The 19,710-nt window shown below is 71.7% G+C and carries 13 protein-coding genes; 4 read left to right on the forward strand and 9 right to left on the reverse strand.

Translation table 11 applies throughout. The annotated features are described in order from the left end of the window. Positions 1–3: 3 nt before the first annotated feature. The 6 genes from VGX25_RS00950 to VGX25_RS00975 all read right to left on the reverse strand — a co-directional run bounded on the left by VGX25_RS00950 (position 4) and on the right by VGX25_RS00975 (position 6,980). Entirely contained in the window at positions 4–1,929 is a 1,926-nt protein-coding gene (locus VGX25_RS00950; protein ID WP_326915564.1) for a glycosyltransferase, read from the reverse strand. Between the two features lie 100 nt (positions 1,930–2,029). Continuing rightward, positions 2,030–2,608 (reverse strand): acyltransferase, encoded by a 579-nt coding sequence (locus tag VGX25_RS00955; protein WP_326915565.1) that lies wholly within the window; start codon positions 2,606–2,608, stop codon positions 2,030–2,032. After that, complete coding sequence (locus tag VGX25_RS00960) at positions 2,605–3,720, reverse strand: DegT/DnrJ/EryC1/StrS family aminotransferase (RefSeq protein WP_326915566.1); 1,116 nt, start codon at positions 3,718–3,720, stop codon at positions 2,605–2,607. The genes VGX25_RS00955 and VGX25_RS00960 overlap by 4 nt, the downstream gene beginning before the upstream one ends. Continuing rightward, the gene (locus tag VGX25_RS00965) at positions 3,717–4,835 is read right to left on the reverse strand and encodes a DegT/DnrJ/EryC1/StrS family aminotransferase (RefSeq protein WP_326915567.1); all 1,119 of its coding nucleotides are present in this window, start codon (positions 4,833–4,835) and stop codon (positions 3,717–3,719) included. The genes VGX25_RS00960 and VGX25_RS00965 overlap by 4 nt, the downstream gene beginning before the upstream one ends. An 8-nt stretch (positions 4,836–4,843) precedes the next feature. Further along, positions 4,844–5,830: an SDR family NAD(P)-dependent oxidoreductase gene (locus VGX25_RS00970; protein WP_326915568.1), complete on the reverse strand. Its 987-nt coding sequence runs from the start codon at positions 5,828–5,830 to the stop codon at positions 4,844–4,846. 76 nt (positions 5,831–5,906) lie between these two features. Beyond that, entirely contained in the window at positions 5,907–6,980 is a 1,074-nt protein-coding gene (locus VGX25_RS00975; RefSeq protein WP_326915569.1) for a Gfo/Idh/MocA family oxidoreductase, read from the reverse strand. 236 nt (positions 6,981–7,216) lie between these two features. On the opposite strand from VGX25_RS00975, the gene VGX25_RS00980 reads away from it, so the two are divergent. The 4 genes from VGX25_RS00980 (at position 7,217) to VGX25_RS00995 (ending at position 14,603) form a co-directional block, all read left to right on the forward strand. Beyond that, entirely contained in the window at positions 7,217–9,520 is a 2,304-nt protein-coding gene (locus VGX25_RS00980; RefSeq protein ID WP_326915570.1) for a hypothetical protein, read from the forward strand. A gap of 8 nt (positions 9,521–9,528) precedes the next feature. Next, on the forward strand, positions 9,529–11,826 hold the full coding sequence (locus VGX25_RS00985) for a hypothetical protein (protein ID WP_326915571.1): 2,298 nt from the start codon (positions 9,529–9,531) through the stop codon (positions 11,824–11,826). Continuing rightward, positions 11,823–12,860, forward strand: coding sequence for a glycosyltransferase family 2 protein (locus tag VGX25_RS00990; RefSeq protein WP_326915572.1), 1,038 nt, complete (start codon positions 11,823–11,825; stop codon positions 12,858–12,860). The genes VGX25_RS00985 and VGX25_RS00990 overlap by 4 nt, the downstream gene beginning before the upstream one ends. A gap of 144 nt (positions 12,861–13,004) precedes the next feature. Next, on the forward strand, positions 13,005–14,603 hold the full coding sequence (locus VGX25_RS00995; RefSeq protein WP_326915573.1) for a hypothetical protein: 1,599 nt from the start codon (positions 13,005–13,007) through the stop codon (positions 14,601–14,603). Positions 14,604–14,839: 236 nt separating this feature from the next. Here VGX25_RS00995 and VGX25_RS01000 read toward each other — a convergent pair whose 3' ends face one another. From VGX25_RS01000 to VGX25_RS01010, 3 genes are all read right to left on the reverse strand, one after another. Then, on the reverse strand, positions 14,840–15,952 hold the full coding sequence (locus VGX25_RS01000; RefSeq protein ID WP_326915574.1) for a hypothetical protein: 1,113 nt from the start codon (positions 15,950–15,952) through the stop codon (positions 14,840–14,842). 165 nt (positions 15,953–16,117) lie between these two features. Beyond that, positions 16,118–17,320: a hypothetical protein gene (locus VGX25_RS01005; protein WP_326915575.1), complete on the reverse strand. Its 1,203-nt coding sequence runs from the start codon at positions 17,318–17,320 to the stop codon at positions 16,118–16,120. Positions 17,321–17,473: 153 nt separating this feature from the next. Next, on the reverse strand, positions 17,474–19,582 hold the full coding sequence (locus VGX25_RS01010; RefSeq protein WP_326915576.1) for an N-acetylmuramoyl-L-alanine amidase: 2,109 nt from the start codon (positions 19,580–19,582) through the stop codon (positions 17,474–17,476). Between the last annotated feature and the right edge of the window lie 128 nt (positions 19,583–19,710).

A 19,710-nucleotide genomic window follows, 5' to 3' on the forward strand; every position in this document is an offset into this window, starting at 1 on the left:
CGGTCAGCTCTCGAACTTCTTGCGCCAGGACTCGATCGAGGTGAGGTCGGGCAGGGCTTCGCGGTAGGCCTGGCGCAGCCGGGGGAACTCGCGGGACACCCGGGCGTGGTTGGCGATGGCCTGGCGCAGCATCGCGCGGAACAGCCGGGGGTCGCGCTTGCGGAAGGCGACGCCGCGGCCGTCGGCGGTGGTGACGGTGGCGCCGTCGAGGCGGCCCATGAGGAACCAGCGGGCGTCCTGCGCCGGGATGTTCAGCTGCGGCCGGTCCTGGTGCTCAGGGCTGACCGGGCGCAGGTTGTGCAGCAGCCCGGACAGCAGCGTGCGGACGATCTTCACCTTGCCGGTGGGCGGCGTGAGGAACTGCTCGGCCCACACCGCGTCGGCGGTCGGGAGCGGGAACTCCTTGGTGGAGGACACGATCCGGCCGTCGTCGAACTGCGCGCGCCGCTCCCGCACCTCGGGCAGCGCGGTGCCGAGCCGGTCGAACAGCGTGTCCGGCCCGGCCAGGAAGTCGTTGATCGCCATCTCCTGCAGCGCGATCGTGGAGTACTCCAGCGAAAGCAGATGCTTGAGGGTGATCTTCATGGTCTCCTTGAGCAGGCCGCGCGCCGTCGGGTCGGTGCCGTGCAGCGCGGCGTTGATCAGGCGGTTGCGCAGGTGGAAGTAGGCCTGCCAGTCGGTGACGTCGTCCTTGTCCTCGAACGGCATGTGCCACACTGCGATCCCGGGCACGGTCGCGGTCGGGAACCCGGCCTCGCCGGCCCGCAACCCGTACTCCATGTCGTCGCCCTTGATGAAGAACGGCATGGGCAGGCCGACCCGCTCGGCGACGACGCGCGGGATCAGGCACATCCACCACGCGTTGAAGTCGACGTCGATGCGCCGGTGCAGCTCCTCGGACTCGCGCAGGCTCTCGTCGGCGAAGTCGTGGTTGAGCTCGCAGTTCGGCGCGATCCGCCAGCGCATCACGTACCGGTCGACCACCTCGCCCATCGACTGCAGCACCGAACGCCGCTGCACGGACAGCATCTGGCCGCCCACGAGCATCGGCTGCTGGGCGAACCGGGAGAACGCCACCGCGCGCAGGATTGCGTCCGGCTCGACCACGATGTCGTCGTCCATGAACATGATCTGCTCGGCGTCGGTCGTGGTGAGCGCCTCGAACATGCTCCTGGCGTACCCGCCGGAGCCGCCGTAGTTGGGCTGCTCGATGACCCGCAGGCGGTCGCCGAGCCCGGCCGCGGCGGCCTCGAACCCCTCGGCGGCGCGGACCTTCCTCGTGCCCCCGTCGGCCACGAACACCGTGTTGATCGCCTCGAGCACCAGCGGGTCGCCGCCAAGCGCGGTGAGCACGCCGAGCAGGTCCTCGTTGCGGTTGAACGTGGTGATGCCGATGGCCAGGCTGGCCCGGCCCGGCGCCGGCACGCCCGCGTACCAGCCGCTGTCGGAGATCACCACCTCGTCGTCCTCGGTGGTGATGTCGAACCAGTACCAGCCGCCGTCGGAGAACGGCGCGAGCTCGAGCCGGAAGTCGCGGACGACCGGCCCTGGACCTTCGATCATCTCGCCGCGGACGTGCACGATGCCGCCGTCGGCCTTGGACCGGTAGATGTCGACCCGGCAGGAGCCCTGCACCCGGATCCGCAGCACGACCTCGTCCAGCGTGGTCCACCGGCGCCAGTAGCTGGCCGGGAACGCGTTGAAGTAGGCCGCGAAGGACACCTCGGCCTGTGCCGGGATGCGCATCGAGGTGCGGCTGATCGCCCGGGACCGGGCCGGGTTCGACGGGTCCTCGTCGAGGTAGAGCCCGCGCACGTCCAGCGGGTCGGCCTGCCGGGCGACGATCACCCGCTGCAGCAGGGCGCCCGGCACCGGGGTGCCGTTGGTCGCGGGGACCGGCTCGACCTCATGGGCGGAGGCCGGGCGCACGACCTTCCTGCGGACGCGCGGGGTGGGCTGAGGTTTCGTCGTTTCCGACATTTCCGACATCGACTGCGCTACTCCGTATCCGTGTGGGCGATTCCCGACGTTAGTCCAACCGACGCAGCCCGGCACCGTCTGGCAGCTCCGCGAAGCCGAGGCCGCACTCCGTACAACGCAGTGAGTCCGGCAGCCGGTTGCCGCACTCGCACACCCAACCCTTGCGGCGGGCCGGGTTGCCGGCCATGAACGCGTGCGCCGGCACGTCCCGGGTGAGCACCGCCCCGGCCGCGGCGAACGCGTAGCGGCCGATCTCGATGCCGCAGACCACGACGGCGCCCGCGCCGAGCGAGGCGCCGCGGCGGACCACGGTGCCCAGCAGCTCGTCGGGCCCCTTGCGGATCGCCGCGCGCGGCCGCATGTCGTTGGTGAACAGCACGTTGGGGCCGAGGAAGACCTCGTCCTCACAGATGACGCCGGAGAACACCAGTGTGGCGTTCTTGACCGTGACCCGGTCGCCGAGCACCGCGCCGTCCTCGACGAACGCGTGGTCGCAGACGTTGCAGTCCCTTCCGACCACGGCGCCCCGCATGACGTGCGCGAACGCCCACACCCGGGTGCCCTCGCCGACCTGCTCGCTCTCGCACAGCCCGTTCGGGTGGACGAAAACCCCGGTCGTCACGGTCATGACCGCACCGCGTCGGCGACCACCTGCACCACCCGCTCCTGCTGCTCGGCGGTGATCTCCGGGAACAGCGGCAGGGACAGGATCTCGCCGCCGAGCCGCTCGGCCACCGGGAACGCCCCCTTGCCGTAGCCGAGGTGAGCGAACGCGCCGGTCAGGTGCACCGGGGTCGGGTAGTGGATGCCCGCGCCGATCTTGGCTTCGTGCAGCCGGGACAGCACCTCGTCCCGGTTGGGCACCCGGATCACGTACAGGTGCCACACCGGCTCGTTGCCGGGTGCCACCACCGGGGTGAGCACGCCCTGGACGTCGGCGAGCAGCTTGTCGTAGCGCTCGGCGGCGGTGCGGCGGGCGGCGTTCCAGCCCTCCAGCCGGCGCAGCTTGGCCGACAGCACCACGGCCTGCAGGGTGTCCAGCCGGCTGTTGAAGCCCAGCGTGGAGTGCTCGTACTTGCGCGGCGAGCCGTGGTCGCGCAGCAGCCGCACGGCGGTGCTCAGCTCGTCGGACGACGTGAGCACGGCGCCGGCGTCACCGTAGGCGCCGAGGTTCTTGCCCGGGTAGAAGCTGGTCGCGGCGATGTCGCCGAGCGAGCCGGCCGGCAGCCCGTGCCGGCGGGCGCCCTGGGACTGGGCGGCGTCCTCCAGGATCGCGACCTCGCGCGGCAGCCCCGTGCGCAGCGACTCCACCGCGGCCGCCTGGCCGTACAGGTGCACCGGCAGCACGACCCTGGTGCGCGGGGTGACCGCGGCGACCGCGGCGTCGACGTCGATCAGCGCGGTGTCCTCATGGCAGTCCACCAGCACCGGGGTGGCGCCGGAGCGGGCGACCGCCTCGGCGGTGGCGATGAACGTGTTGGCCGGCAGGATCGCCTCGTCGCCGGGCCCGACGCCGAGCGCGCGCAGGGCCAGCTCGATCGCGTCGGTGCCGTTGGCCACGCCGATGCAGTGCGCGACGCCGGTGTAGCCGGCGTAGGCCGCCTCGAACTCGGCCACCTGGGGGCCGTTGATGAACGCGGTCCTGGCCAGCACGGCGTTCCAGCCGGCGGCCACCTCCTCGGCCACCTCGGCGTGCGGGGCGGCCAGGTCGACGAGGGGGATGGGCTGCTCGTTGGTCATCGGGTCACCGCCGCCTTCCGGTCGATGGCCGCGGCCAGCGCGTCGACGATCAGGCGCTGGTCGGCATCGGTCAACTCGTGGTGCAGGGGCAGGATCACCGAGCGGGTGGCCAGCCGCTCGGTGACCGGGAGGGGGCCGTGCGGGTGGCCCTCGTAGGCCGGCTCGAGGTGGCTCGCCATGATCCCGCGGCGCGCGGAAACGCCCGCGTCGGCAAGGCTCCTGAGCACCTCGAGCAGTGGGGGCGCCTCGTCGGGCAGCAGCACCCAGAACGACTGGTAGTTCGTCGTGCCGTACGGCGGATCGTCCACAGAGGACAGACCGAGCGGGGCGAGCAGCTCGTGGTAGCGGGCCGCCAGCTCCCTGCGCTGCGCGACGATCCCGGGCAGCCGGCGCAGCTGCACCAGGCCCATCGCCGCCTGCATGTCGGTCATCCGGTAGTTGAACGCGGTCTCCAGGTACTGCTCGAGCACCGGGCCGGAGCGATGCCGCTCGGCGGCCGACACGCTCATCCCGTGCTCGCGCAGCTGGCGCAGCCGCACCGCCCACTCCGGGTCGTCGGTGGTGACCATGCCGCCCTCACCGGTGGTGAGCACCTTGCGCGGGTGGAACGACCAGGCGGCCAGCAGCGCGCCGGCGCCGACCGAGCCGCCGTAGACCGTGGAGCCGGCCGCGCAGGCGGCGTCCTCCACCACCGGGACGTCCCCGCACACCGCGCGGATCGCGCGCACGTCGGCCGGCACGCCGCCCTGGTGCACGATCATCACGGCCTTGGTGCTCGGGGTGAGCACGGCCTTGACGGTGTCCGGGGTGAGGTTGCCGGTGGACAGCTCGACGTCGGCGAACACCGGGGTGGCGCCGCAGTAGCGCACCGCGTTGGCCGTCGCGATGAACGACAACGACGGCACGACGACCTCGTCGCCGGGGCCCACCCCGAGCAGGTGCAGCACCAGGTGCAGGCCGGTGGTGCAGGACGACACCGCCACGCCGTGCGCGGCGCCGACGTGCGCGGCGAACGCCCGCTCGAACTCGGCGACCCGCGGGCCCTGGGCGACCCAGCCGGACCGCACCGTCTCGGCGACCGCGGCGGCCTCCTCCTCGCCCAGCATCGGGCGCATCACCGGGATCATGCGTTGACCGCCCGCTCCGCGCTCCACCACGCGACCAGATCGCGCAGGCCGTCGGCCAGGTTGATCTCCGGCCGCCAGCCGAGGTCGCGCTCGGCGGCGGAGATGTCGGCAAGGCGCCGGGTGACGCCGTTGACCGCGCGGGCCGGGCCGTGCTCGGGCACCAGGTCGGAGTCCATCGCGGCGAGCAGCGCGTCGGCCAGCTCACGCAGGCTGGTCTCGGTGCCGCTGGCGATGTTGTAGACGGCGTCGGTCACGTCGGCGCGGGCGGCGAGCAGGTTCGCCCGCGCGATGTCGTGCACGTGCACGAAGTCCATGGTCTGCGTGCCGTCACCGAAGATCAGCGGAGCCTCGCCCCTCGCGATCCGCTCCATCCAGCGGATCAGCACCTCGGTGTACAGCCCGTGGGTGTCCATCCGCGGGCCGTAGACGTTGAAGTAGCGTAGCGCCACGAACTCAAGGCCGTACATGGCCCGGAAGCTGCGCAGCATGCCCTCGTTGAACGCCTTGGCCGCGCCGTAGAACGTGTCGTTGTTGTACGGGTGGTGCCGCTCGGTGGTGGGGAACTGCTCGGCTAGCCCGTACACGCTGGCCGACGAGGACGCGATCACCTTGCGCACGTCGTTGGCCGCGGCCGCCTCCAGCACCGTGAATGTGCCGTCCACCAAGCATTCCAGGGCCAGCCGGGGCTCCTCGGCGCACTGCGTGATCCGGATCGCGGCCAGGTGGAACACCAGGTCGACGCCCTTGCTGAGCTCGCCGACCAGCGCGCGGTCGTTGATGTCGCCGTTGACGACGCGCAGCCGGTCGCCGCCGCGCTCGGCCGCATCGGCCAGGTTCTCCCGGCGGCCGCGGACGAAGTTGTCCAGCACGACCACCTCGGCGGCCCCGGCGTCGATGAGCCGGTCCACCACCGCGGAGCCGATCGTGCCGGCCCCGCCGGTCACCAGGGCCCGCTGGCCCTCGATCGGTTGGGCATTCGTCATGCTGTAACACCTGCCTCGCTCCGCTCGGCGTGGAAGGCATTCGCACAGGTCTTGCTGGGCACGTTGCGTTGGGCGCTCATGCCGACACCTCCTCCGGCAGCTCACTGGGGTCCAGCACCGGCATGAAGGCGCCACCCTGGGCCAGGCTGGCCGACGCCGCCTCCAGGATCGACAGCACCCGCAGGCCGGAGATGCCGTCGGTGAGCGGCGCCCGGCCCTCGGTGATCGACGCGGCGAACTCGGCCATCATCGTGCGCAACGCCTCCTTCTCGTTGAGCGCCGGGGCGACCATGTCCCCGGTGCGGTAGGAGACGATGGCCCTGGTCCGCGCGTCGTCGCCGTTGCCGTTGGAGTCGGTGCGGTCGACGCCCCGGTCGTAGATCGACAGGCGCTGGGCCGGCTGCAGGTCGTCCCACACGACCGTGCGGGCCGACCCGCCGATCACCATGGTGCGGATCTTGGTGGGGGACAGCCAGTTCACGTGCACGTGGGCCATCGCGCCGCCGGTGAGCTGCAGGGTCAGGTGCGCAACGCAGGCCCGCCCGGCGCCGATCGGGTCCGAGCCGTGCGCGGCCACCGCGATCGGGGTCACGTCGTCCGGCAGGATCGACAGGAAGATCGACAGGTCGTGCGGGGCGAGGTCCCACAGCACGTCGACGTCCGGCTGGACCAGGCCGAGGTTGATGCGCACCGAGTCGAGGTACTGGACCTTGCCGATGCCGCCGCCGCGGACCAGCTCGCGCAGGTGCTGCACGGCGGCGGTGTAGCAGTAGGTGTGGTCGAGCATGAGCGTCAGCCCGCGGCGCCGCGCGGCGGCCACCAGCTGCTGCCCCTCGGCCAGCGTGGCCGCCAGCGGCTTCTCCACCAGCACGTGCTTGCCCGCCTCCAGTGCGGCCATGGCCACCTGCAGATGGGTGGCGGCCGGTGTGGCGATCGCCACGGCGTGCACCGCGGGGTCGGCGAGCACCTCCTCCAGCGAGCCGCTGGCGCGCACCGTCGAGTAGGCACCAAGCACCTTGCGCGCGCGCTCGACGTCGAGATCGCACAGGTACTCCAGCCGCATGCCGGGCGTGGCCTGGGCATTGCGTACCAGGTTTGGTCCCCAGTAGCCGGCGCCGATCACGGCGAGACCGATGGGAGTTCGGCTCATCTATCTACAACCCCTTTGCGTCCACCCACGAGGCGGTGGACTTGGCCGTTACCAGGACGTATGCGCCGATCCACTCGCAGCAACCTCGGCGAGGCGAGCGCGGTGGAGACAATACCGTGACCATGGTTGTGGGCCGCGACACCCACCACGCCGCCAGGAACGGGGCAGGTAGTCTGCCGGCTGCGGGCCGTGCGCGTGTGGGTTTCCGCGAAGTCTCTCGAGGGATGGTTGCACACATGGGTTCGAGTACCAGTCCCGCCGCGCCCGAAACGGCCGAATCCGCCGGGCGGGCCGGGAACGGGGTCCGCCGGCTGCTCCCGGTGGCCGTCATGCTCGCCGCCGTCGGGTTCGTGGCCGCCCTCCCGCTGATCCGCAACCACATCTTCTACTTCTGGGACGACACCGCGGTGGTCGGTGTGCCGATGTGGCGGCGGATGGCCTCCGAGGTGCTCAGCGGGCACTTCCCGCTGCTGGAGCTGGACATGTGGCGGGGCGGGAACTTCGCCGCCGAGGCCGCGGTCGGCATGTGGAACCCGATCGCCCTTGCCCTGGCGGTGCTCACCTACCCGATCGACAACATGGCCCTGGCGATCACCATCGTGAAGGCCTTCTTCATGTTCATCCTTGCCGGCGGCTCGTACCTGCTGGCCCGCGACTACGGCGTGCGGCCGTGGCTGGCCGCCGCGATGGGCGCCGCGCTGCCGTTCACCGGCTACACGTTCTTCATGGACGCGGTGAACTGGGTCAACGGGCTCATGGTGACCGCGTTCGTGCCGTGGCTGTGGTGGACCGCCCGGCGGGCGATGCGCCGCGACAGGTCGGTGGTCTGGGTGGTCGTCGCCGGCTACCTGTGCTGCTCGCTCGGCCCGTACGGGCTGCTGGCCACCGGCGTGATCATGTTCGGGGTGCTGGTCGAGGCCTGGCTCACCGGCCACGCCCGGCGGATCGTGCCGATCGCGCTGTCCGGCATCGCCATCGGGCTGCTCAACCTGATGGTCTACGTGCCGCTGCAGAAGACCGTGTCGGTGGGCTACCGGGCCGACCAGACGACGATGAACAACGAGTTCCTGTCGCCGTCGATCAGTGACCTGATGGGCATGAGCACGCCGGCGTTCCAGCCGTACGTCTGGGCGTTCGGGGTCGACCACTTCCGCCTGCCGGCGATCTTCCTGGCCTGGTTCGTGCTGCCACTCCTGCCCTGGCTGAAGTGGGGGCTGGTGCGGCGGCGGTGGCGGTCGCTGCTCACCGTGTTCGTCACCGGCGTGGTGTTCCTGCTGCTGGTGCTCGGGCCGTCCAACGTGTGGCTGTTCCGCTGGCCCATGCGGCTGGTGGTCTACCTGTGGTTCCCGGTGATGCTGCTCTGGGTGGTCCTGGCCAACGAGGGCCTTGCGCACACCCGGGCACGGGCACGCGCGCTGGCCTCGGCCGCGATCATCCTGTTCGGCGCCTACCTGGCCTGGTCCGACCTGCCCGAGAACGACCTGCGGATCGCGGCCGGCGCGGTCCTGGTCGGGGTGCTCACCGCGCTGGTCGTGTGGCGCGGGCTCACCACCAGGGCCGGCGCGCTCGTGCTGCTGGCCGGCGTCGTCGCGGTGGGCGCGTTCCACGTCTACCTCTACCCGCGCAACCTGCAGACCGAGGCGTACAACCTGCCGACCAGCCAGCAGCTGATCAAGCAGCGGTTCGCCAAGTACCAGGGCGTGACCGTGCAACTGGTGCACGCTCCGCTGCTGCGCAGCGCCGGGGCCGACCATCCGGGCGCCGGCTACCGCGACTTCCTGCTCGGCGGGATGTACTCGGCGGCCGGGGTGGAGAGCCTCACCGGCTACGGCGGGCTGGGCTACACCAAGATGGACAACACGCTGTGCATGATCTTCGAGGGCTCCACCACCTGCAAGGAGGCCTGGGCGCGGCTGTGGGAGCGGCCGCCGGGCTACTCGGTGCCGCTGGCCGACCTGATCCGGGCCCAGACGATCGTGGTGCAGAACAGCCTGATCGACACCCGGTTCCAGCCGGCGCCCGACGGCTGGCGGCGCGACACCGCGGCCGAGGAGTCGGGCCTGGCGACCGTGTGGAAGCGGATCGACCCGCTGCCGTTCCCGGGCGGGCGGGTGTCCAACGTGTCCGCAGGCGTCGTGGTCGACGCCGACCAGATGACCGGCCGGGTCGACGAGCGGATCAACTACACCCGCACCACCGCGTCCGGCCCGGCCTCGCTGACGTTCGCCCGGTTGGCCTGGCCCGGCTACTCGGCCACGGTCGACGGGCGGCCGGCGCCGGTGCGCAGCGGGCCGTCCGGGCTGCTCGTCGTCGATCTGCCCGAGGGCGTCACCGGCGGTGAGCTGGAGCTGACCTGGCAGCCGCCGTCCACCCCGCTGCTGGTCGCCTCGTTCGCGATCGGGCTGCTGCTCACCGCCGGCCTGGGAATCTGGCCGGTGCTGAGCCGGCGGCGCCGGCGCCGCGGGGACGCCGAGCCGGCCGAGGGTCCGCCGCCGCCGGGGGCCGACCGCCCGCAGCCCGAGCCGATCGCGGTGGGGTGAGCCGAACCGTGACCACCAAGACTCCCCCGTCCCCCACGACCTCGAGGCCGTACCTGTCGAGCCGCTACGTCGCGCCGGTGCTGATGCTCGGCGTGGTCGCGGTCGGCGCCGCGCTTCCCGTGCTGCGCAACCACATCTTCTACATGTGGGACGACACCGCCGCGGTCGGCCTGCCCAACTGGCTGCGCATGGCCGACGCCATCACCCACGGCCGGCTGCCCCTGCTCGAGCTGGACATGTGGCGCGGCGGCGACCTGGCGGCCGAGGGCGTCGGCGGCATGTGGAACCCGGTCATCGTCCTGGTGGCGATCGCCGCGTCGACGTTCGACAACATGGCGCTGGCCATCACGCTGGGCAAGACGTTCTTCATGATGGTCATGGCGCTCGGCAGCTACCTGCTGGCCCGCGGGTTCGGGATCCGGCCGACGCTGTCCGCCGCCTACGGCACGATGCTCCCGTTCGCCGGCTACTCGCTGTTCGTCGACGGCACCGCGTGGGTCAACGCGCTGATCCTGTCCGCGTTCACGCCGTGGCTGTGGTGGGCGGCGCGGCGGGTGCTGCACCGGGACGGCTCGGTGCTGTGGGTGATCGTGGCGGCCTACCTGTGCCTGTCGCTCGGCAACCCGTACGGCCTGATCAGCACCGCGGTCGTGCTGCTGGCCGTGATGGTCGAGGCGTGGGTGGTCGGCAACCGACCGAAGATCGTCTGGCTGGCCCTCGCCGGCGGGGCGGCGCTGCTGCTCAACGTCCAGGTGTACCTGCCGCTCATGCTGTCCACCTCGGTCGGCTTCCGGGCCGACAACCACACGTTCAACAACGAGTTCTTCTCGCCGGACCTCAACGACCTGGCGACGATGAGCACGCCGAGCGCGCAGCCGTACATCATCTCCTGGGCGCTGCCCACGCTGAGCGTGCCGGCGATGTACCTGGCCTGGTTCGTGCTCCCGCTGCTGCCGTGGCTGCGCTGGCGGCGGCTCGTCGAGGTGTGGCGGCCGCTGACCTCGGTGCTGGTGCTCGGTGGGGTGTTCGGCCTGCTGATGCTCGGACCGTCGCAGATCTGGCTGTTCCGCTGGCCGCTGCGGCTGATCGACTTCGTCTGGCTGGCCGCCGGGCTCGCCTTCATGGTGCTGGCCAACTTCGGCCTGCACCGCACGCACCGGATCGGCCGGGCCGCCGGCTCGCTGGCGATCATCGTGGCGGGCGGGTACCTGGGCTGGGCCGACACCCCGACGTTCCTCACCCGGCACGTGGCGGCCGCGATCGTGGTGGCCGTGCTGGTGGCCCTGCTGATCCGGTTCGACGTGACCACCAGGCTCGGGTACGGCGTGCTGGCGCTCGGCACGCTGCTGGTGCTGGGGCTGCAGGTGTTCTGGTTCCCCGGGTTCTACAACGTGCTCAACTACCAGTTCCCGAACAGCCGGGCGCTGCTGGAGGAGCGGTTCGCCAAGTACGAGGGGCTGACCGTCCAGCTTGCCGACCTGCACCGGGTCGGCGGGCAGGACCTCGTGCCCGACCGGGCATACAAGGACATGCTGTTCGGCAACATGTACAGCGTCGCCGGCGTGGAGAGCACCACCGCCTACAGCGGGATCGGCTTCACCCGGTTCGACAACACGCTGTGCGCCGTGTACCAGGGCTCGACGACGTGCCCCGAGGCGTGGGGCGCGCTGTGGCGCAACTTCCCCGGCTACGACGTGCCGCTGGCCGACCTGCTGCGGGCGCGGACCGTCGTGGTGCAGAACAAGCTGATCGACACCCGGCGGTCCACCCCGCCGGAGGGCTGGCGGCGCGACACCGCGGCTGAGGAGTCGGGTCTGGTCACCGTGTGGAAGCGGATCGACCCGCTGCCGTTCCCGGGCGGGCGGCTGTCCCACGCAACACCCGGAGTATCTATTGTGGACGACCGGCCGGCGGGCGATGTGGCCGAGCGGGTGCGGTTCCACCGCGACGACGCGTCCGGTCCGGCCGCGCTGACGTTCGCCCGGCTCGCCTGGCCCGGCTACACCGCCACGGTGGACGGGCGGGCGCTGAACCTGCGCACCGGACCGGCCGGGCTGGTCGTGGTGGATCTCCCGGCGGGGGTGACCGCTGGTGAGGTCGAGCTGACCTGGAGTCCCCCCGGTGCGACCGTGTCCGCGGTGGCGCTCTACCTTGGTGCGGCGCTGTCCATCGGCCTGGTCATCGGGCCGTGGTACCTGCGGCGCCGCACCCGGCGTCCCGACCTCGGCGACGCCGAGCAGGCTCGTGACGACACGCCGGAGCCGGTGGGCACCGGCAGCTTGGTAGAAGGAGGCGTTCGATCTTGACCTCGCCCGAACGGTCCGGCAACGGCAGCTCGCCGACTCGGCGCCCGCTCGTCACGATCATCGCCCCGGCGTACAACGAGGCCGGCAACGCCGCCGGGCTGGTCGACTTCTTCCGGCAGATCCGGTCCCGGCGGCCGGAGTTCGACTTCGAGCTGGTGGTGGTGGACGACGGCTCGACAGACGACACCTCGCGGCTGGTGCAGGAGGCGCTCGCCGACGACGACGTGGCCAGGGTGGCGACGTTCTCCCGCAACTTCGGCTCGCACGCGGCGATCACCGCGGGCCTCGCGCTGTCCCGCGGGGACTGCGCGATCACGATCGGCACCGACCTGCAGGAGCCGATCGAGATGGTCGACCAGTTCCTCGACGCCTGGCAGGACGGCAACGAGCTGGTCTGGTCGGTGCGCGAGACCCGCAACGTGCCCAAGGGCAAGGGGTTCGCCAACTGGCTGGCCCGGGTGTTCAACGCGGTGTTCTACCGGTTCGCCAACCTGCCGAACCTGCCGAAGGAGGGCCCGGCCCAGGTTCTGCTGTCCCGCAAGGTGATCGACGTGCTCAACGCCATGCCGGAGCGCAACCGCAACATCTTCGGCATGTTCGCCTGGGTGGGCTTCAAGCAGACCACGATCTACTTCCACCAGAAGCCGCGGGCGTCCGGCAAGAGCAAGTGGACGACGGCCAAGAAGATCCGCCTGGTGATGGACTCGTTCGTCCAGTTCTCCACCGCGCCGTTCCTGGCCACGATGCTGCTCGGGGTCCTGCTCGCCCTGCTCGGCCTCGGCGGCGGGCTGGCCGCGCTGATCGTCGCGCTGGCCACGCTGAGCGCCCCGGTCGGCTGGCTGCTGGTGCTGTGCTCGGTGTTCTTCGTCGGCGGGCTGCAGCTCGCGGCGCTCGGCGGGTTCGGCGAGTACGTGTGGCGCGCCGGCGACGACGCCCGCCGCCGCCCGCTGTACATCCTCAGCGGCGTGCACGACCACGGCGCCCCCGCGTCCGCGCCAATGACGACCCGTTCCGAGGTAGGCGTGGAAGCCTAGGACCTACCTGCGGAACCTCAGGGGACCGTGACGGCAGCCAGCCACAATCCACCGGACTCCGCACCGTCGGCTGGCATGCGACCGACGCATTGAAATTCCGGGGAGGCGGAACTGTTCACGGTTCTGTTCCTCGTCTGGGCGGCGGTGGCGCTGCTCCTGATCGCCGCGGGACCGTGGCTGGCCACCAACCGGTGGTGTCGGCTCGTCGCCCTGGTCGCGGTCCTCGGCCTCGGCCTTGTCCACCAGCTGATGTTCGCCTCGCTGGCCGAGGACGCGTTCATCAGCTTCCGCTACGCGATGAACCTGGCCGAGGGCAACGGGTTGGTGTTCAACGTGGGTGAGCGGGTCGAGGGGTACTCCAACTTCCTGTGGGTGCTGCTGATCGCCGCGCCGCGCGCGCTGTTCGACGCCGACATCGTGCTGGTCGCCAGGGTGCTGGGGATCGGGTGCGCGCTCGGCTGCGTCGTGCCCGCGTACCTGCTGGCCGGGCGGATCGCCGGCGGCTCGGCGGGCGTGCTCGCGGCCGCGATCACCGCGGCGTCGAGCAGCCTCGCCGCCTACGGCCCGAGCGGGCTGGAGACGCCGCTGTTCGCGCTGCTCGTGCTGGCCACCCTGGTTGCGGCGTTGTCGGGCCGGACGTTCAGCGCCGGGCTGCTGGTCGCGCTGGCCACCATGACCCGGCCCGACGGTGTGGTGGTCGCCGTGCTGCTCGGCCTGTGGCTGATCATCCAGCCGCTCCGCGGCCGGGCCCGGTGGCACGCGCCGGTCCTGTTCGTCGCGGGCGCCGTGCTGCTCGCCGGGCCGTGGACGCTGTGGCGGCTGGACTACTACCGCTACTTCCTGCCCAACGCGCTCGCGGCCAAGTCCGGCATGCCGCTTGACGACCTGCTCGACCAGGGTTGGCGGTACCTGACCGGCTTCCGCGAGGCGACGTGGGCGCTGCTGATCCTCGTTCCGCTCGCGATCCTCGCCCAGCTCGTCCGCTGGCGCCGGATCCCGGGGTACGCCCGCGGCCCGGTGTGGCTGGTGCTCATCCTCGCGATCGGGCAGGCCGTGTTCGTCGACTTCGTCGGGGGCGACTGGATGCCCGGCTGGCGGCTGCTCGCGCCGGTCATGCCACTGCTGGCCGTCGGCCTGGCCGCGACCTGCGTGCTGGTCCGCGGCGGCGATCCGGACCGCCGCACGCCCGTCGCCGACCGGATCGGACCGATCCTGGCGGCCACGGTGAGCGCGCAGCTGCTCGTCGCGTCGGTCTACAACCCCAGCATGAAGGGCCACTTCGACGCGTGGAAGTCGGAGCTCTACGAGATGTCGAGCATGGGCGCCTGGGTGCACCGGACCCTGCCCCCCGGCACGGTGATCGCCACCTACGCCAACGGCGCACTGTCCTATGAGGCCGGTCCACGGCTGACCGTGGTGGACGTGCTCGGCCTGACCGACGAGCACATCGCCCGGCGCGGCAAGCGGCTGCCCGGCGCCGTCGTGGGACACGCCGCGTACGACTACGCCTACGTCGTCAACGTCCGCAAGCCCGACATAATCTTCATGCGCGGCAACGGGTTCTCCCTGGTGCCCGCGTGCGACTTCATGCCCGAGCTCAAGGACCACTACCAGGGCGTGGTCTTCCGGGTCGCCGGCAAGGCCCGGTGGGCGCCGGTGTACGTGCGCAAGGAGCGGGCCGACAGCGTCGTCAGGATGCTCGACGCCGACCCCGACTTCGACCGCGCGCGCTGCCCGGCATAGCTGACCGGCCCCGGCGACTTCGCCAAGATCGCCCACGTGAGAAACGACGGCCGTCGTTTCCAGCTCCGCGATCCGGAATGTGCCGGCCCAGCGGGGCGCCAGCCGGCCACATCAGCTTCCGAACCCGCCGGTGATGGACCGGGATGATGGTGGTCGGACCACCACCACGATCAAGAACCCCGCTGTCACGGACCGCTGGGACGTTGCCCGGCGCAGCCGGGAGCGGACCATCGGCACTAATCCCGGCCGGTGCAGGTGACGGCGAGGTTTCCGTCGGGGGCGTAGTGGTAGCCGCACTGGATGTGGCCGCCCTCGAAGGTCTGGGTGACCGTCATGCGGTCGGGCGACCAGATCTCGTTGGCGGTGGGCAGGCGGAACTTCGAGGCGGTGCCGCCGAAGCGCCACCAGGCTTCCCTGATGTCCCAACGAATCGTGACCGCGCCGGCGGGGGTGCCGATGATCGTGGCGGCCTGGAAGTGCTGGTAGGTGCCGCCGGGCACGCCGTCGAGCGGGGTCTGCTCCAGCTTGGGCAGGCCGTCCCAGGCGACGTCGCCGTCGGCACGCAGCCGGGTGAGGAAGGCGTCCGAGACCAGCCGGGCGCCGGTCTGCGGGCCGTAGATGATCGCCCGGTTCGGTCCGAACAGGACGTACACGCCGTCGCGGCCCGGGGTGGGCAGCTGGTCGGAGGTGGGGAAGCCCACCGCCGCCACGTCCCCGCCGGTTCGGAACCGCTGGCGCACCGCGCCGGACATCCAGTAGCCCACGCCGGTCGCGTGGGACGCGTAGATGCTCAGGCCGTAGTTCTGGAAGTCGGCGAACCTCCCGGCGCCGTCCGGGGTGTCGAGCGCGTCGGTGATCGGGTAGCCGGCGATGCCGGTGACGCTGCCCAGCTGCCAGTACTTCGCCCGCACCGCCCCGGTGAGCGCCCGCGCCCCGGTGCTCGGGCTGTAGTACACCGACACGTCCTTGGAGAACTTGACCCCCTCGCCGGTCCCGCCCGGCATCGGCTCCTGGTCGATCATGGCGTGGCCCCAGCCGTCGGCGCGGTTGTTCTCGATCCACCGCTGCCGGAACGCCCCCGAGAACCAGTGCGCCCCGAGGTCCGACCGCCACGTGATGGTGACCGTCGTGCCCCACTTGGCGAACTCGGCGTACCGCCCGCCGTCGGCGGTGCCGACGACCTCACCGAGCGTCCCCCCGCCGCCGAGGGCGGTGTACTTCTGCTGGATCGCCGCCCGGCTCGGGTCGTCCTGCGGTACCGGATCCGCGGCCGCCCTGGCCGGCGCCGTCAGCGGCACGGCCAGCAGCACCGCGGCCAGGGCGGCGCGCAGCAGCCAGGTTGATCTCACGTGGAGTTCCCTTGCCTCGGATGCGCCCGCTGCCCCGCCAGTCGGCGCACAGCGACTGTGGCCTGCAGTTTGACCGACCCCCACGACGAAAGGCAACAGGCCATAAGTCACAGCACGGGCGCGTAACGGCGACTTGATCGCCGTACGCGCCCATGCGGTGACGAGCTACAACCGGCCGGCCAGTGCCGGCGGGATCTGCCCGGCCGGAACCGGCTTCAGCCCCGCGGCGCCGGACTCGGCCGTGCTGGCCGCGGCGAACCGGTCGCAGTTGTAGAACAGCGTGTCGGTGGCCACCTCGTAGAGGTACCGGCACTCGATGAAGTCGTTCTCGAAGCTCTGCGACAGGGTGAAGGTCGGGTTGCCGACCGGGTCCGGGCCCGTGTCGGTGAAGACCTCCTCCGAGATCGGCAGGCCCTCGACGACGTAGCCGCCGCGCGCCCACCACTCGCCGCGCAGCTGGAAGGCGACCGAGTGCACGCCGGTCTCCGGGCTCGCGGTGATCGTGGCGAACTGGAAATGCTGGTAGCTGCCGGTCGGCCGCTGCTCGAGCGGGGTCCGCTCGTTCTTGGGCAGGCCGTTGTCCGCGACGTCGCCGAGGGCACGCAGGTGGTCGAGGAACTCGTCGGCGACGAGCCAGGCACCGGTCTGCGGGCCGTAGATGATGGCGCGGCTGGGTCCGAACAGGACGTAGTTGCCGTCGGCGCCGGCCGTGGCGAACTGGTCGGAGGTGGGCAGGCCGAGGGCCGCCGAGCCGTGGAACCGGAACCGGTTGCGGATCGCGCCGGACAGCCAGTGCGCGCCCGTGGCCGGGGAGCTGTAGATGCTCAGCATGACGTTCTGGAAGTCGGCGAACTCGCCGCCGGCGACGGCGGGATCCGGCTGCACGTCGGTGATCGGGAAGCCGGCGATTCCCGTCACGCTGCCCAGCTGCCAGTACTTGCCGCGGACCGGGCCGAACAGGGCCTTGGCCCCGGTGGACGGGCTGTAGTAGACGGAGATGTCGGAGGTGTAGCGGACGGCCGCGCCGAACCCGCCGGTCGTGGCCTCCTGGTCGATGGCGGCGTGGCCCCACTTGTCGGCGCCGCCGGCGTCGACCCACCGGGCGCGGATGGCGCCGGAGAACCAGTGCGCGCCCACGTCGGACCGCCACGTGATGGCGACCATGGTGCCCCACTTGGCGAACTCGGCGAACTTGCCGCCGTCGGCGGTGGGATTGATGGGGCCGAGCGGCCCGTTGGCGGGGCCGGTGGCGCCCAGCTCGGCGTACTTCGCCCGGATGGCGTCGTCACCGGCGTCGAGCGCCGCGGCCGGCGATGCGGTGATCACCGCGGTGGTTGCGGCGAGTGCGGCCAGCAGGGCAGCACTCATTGACACGATAGATCTCACCCAGTTTCCCCTCAGGTCAGCGCCGCCTGCCCCGCCAGCCGGCGCGCGTGGTGACGGTGCGCAAGTCTCGCCCGTCCGTATCACAGGACGCAATGGTGCGACCAAAAGTTGCCGACAATTTGCCGATTACGGAAATCAGACGCAGGCGTGGGTGCGGTCGTCACACGTGATGCTGCCGCCCTCGAACGCCTGGCGGAACGCGTACTGGCTCACGTAACGGCCGTTGTCGGTGGGCAGGCCGAGCGGGCCGGTGTAGCCGCCGCGGCGCCACCACTCGGCGCGGACGTCGGAACGCAGCGAGAAGACACCCTGCGGGGTGCCGATGATCGTCGCGTTCACGAAGTGCTGGTAGGTCGACCCGGGGCGCCCGTCGAGCAGGAGCTGCTCGGTCTTGGGCAGGCCGTCGCGGGCCACGTCGCCGTCGGCGCGCAGGCGGTCGAGGAAGCCGTCGGACACCAGGTGCGCGCCCGTGGCGGAACCCCAGATGATCACCCGGTTCCAGCCGAACAGGACGTAGAGGCCGTCCACGCCGCCGGTCGGCGCCTGGTCCGAGGTCGGGAACCCGAGCCCGGCGAGGCCGCCCGCGTCGCGCCAGCGCTGCCGCAGCGCGCCGGAGAACCAGTGCGCCGCGCCGCCTTCCGGGGCGTAGATGCTGACCAGGCCCTGGAAGTCGGCGAACCGGCCGAACAGCGTGGGGGTGTCCATAGTGTCGGTGATCGGGAAGCCGAAGGTGCTCTGCGTGGCGCCCAGCTCCCAGTACTTCTGCCGCACCGCGCCATTGAGGATGGCCGGGCCGGTCGCGGTGCTGTAGTAGATCGACGAGCCGTTGGCGAACTTCGACGCCGCGCCCGGCCGCCCCGGGGTCTCCACCTGGTCGATCACCGGGTAGCCCAGCGCCGCCGGGCCGCCGGACCCGGTCCACTTGTGCATGATCCCGCCGGACAGCCAGTGCGCCCCGGTCGTCTGGTGCCAGGCGACCAGCACGTTGCCGGTGCCGAACAGCGTCCCGAGCCCGTCGCCGACCATCGTGTCCTCGGGCCGGAAAGCGCCACCCATGAAGGAGCCGTCGCCGCCGAGCTCCAGCCACTTCGCGTAGACCGGCGACTGGTGCCAGCCCTCGGCGAGCGTCGCGACCCGGTTGCGGATCCGGCCGAGCAGGCCGTATGCGACGGTGCCTGGGCACTCGGTGAAGCCGCTGTCCCGGTGGCCGAAGATCGTCGGCAGGGTGACCACGGTGCCGGCCGGCCAGCGCGCGGTGCCGCCGCCGCTGGACACCAGCTCGGTGACGCCGAGCGGGTTGCGGTAGCTGCCGCCGAGCTTCCACGCGGCCATCGCCGACACCGACTCCAGCGTGGCGTCGGTCGGGGCGACGTCGGTGAACGTGCCGAGCATGGAGATGCCGAACGTGAACGTGTTGAAGCCGCCGGCGTGCGCGCCGATCGTCGGGTATTGCAGGCCGCCGGCCCGACCCTCGAAGATCGTGCCGCACTTGTCGACCAGCACGTTGTAGCCGATGTCGCCCCAGCCGTTGGTGACCGCGTGGTAGCGGTAGATGCCCCGGATCAGCTCAGCGGATTGCTCGCAGGTGTAGTCGTTGGTGCCCGCGGTGTGGTGGATCGCCACGGCCTTGGTGGTGGACGCGTACTCCGGCGCCCAGGTCATCATGCTCTCGTCGGCGCCCCACTGCGCCCTGGTCACCACGGTCGGCATGCCGGGCGTGGCCGCGGCGGCCGCGGCGCCGCCGAGCCGGGCGTCGGTGGGCGCCGAGCCGGGGTCGACCGTGACCAGCTCGAGCCCGTCGGTGACCGGCCGGCCGGCCCGCTGCGCCCGCACCTGGACGTCGTGCGTCGGCCCGGTCCACAGCGGCTCGGAGGCGCTGCTCGGCCGCCGGATCTCGGGCTGGTCGTCGGACGGGTCAAGGGCCGTCCACGTCGACCAGCCGCCGGCCGTGCGGTGCCGGACCTCGACGGTGTCCGGCCGCGCCCCGGTCCAGCGCACGCCGACCATGGCGAACGACCGGTCGCTGTGCACCTCCCGGACGCCCGCCTCGACCGCGCGGGCCGCGTCCAGGCGCACCGAGTCCGACGTCGCCCGCACCGCGGCGGGTGGCGGCACGTCGGGGTGGCTCAGCCCGTCGGCGCTCGGCGGCGCCGGCCGCACCGGCTGAGCCTGCGACTCGGCGGGAAGGAGCCCGACGGCGCCGGCAAGGGCGCAGGCGGCGACAATGGTGGCGCGTAACGGCATGCGCGGCAGTATGCCCTAGGCAGTTTTTAAGCTCGGGCAAGGCCGCCCTGTCGCCTCGGTGTTTTCTAGCTCGGGCAAGGCCGCCGGGCGCCTTCGGCGCCGGCCTGGGGTCGGGTTGCTTGGGTGGT

Source organism: Actinophytocola sp., from assembly GCF_035942955.1.
Lineage (GTDB): Bacteria > Actinomycetota > Actinomycetes > Mycobacteriales > Pseudonocardiaceae > DASYTH01.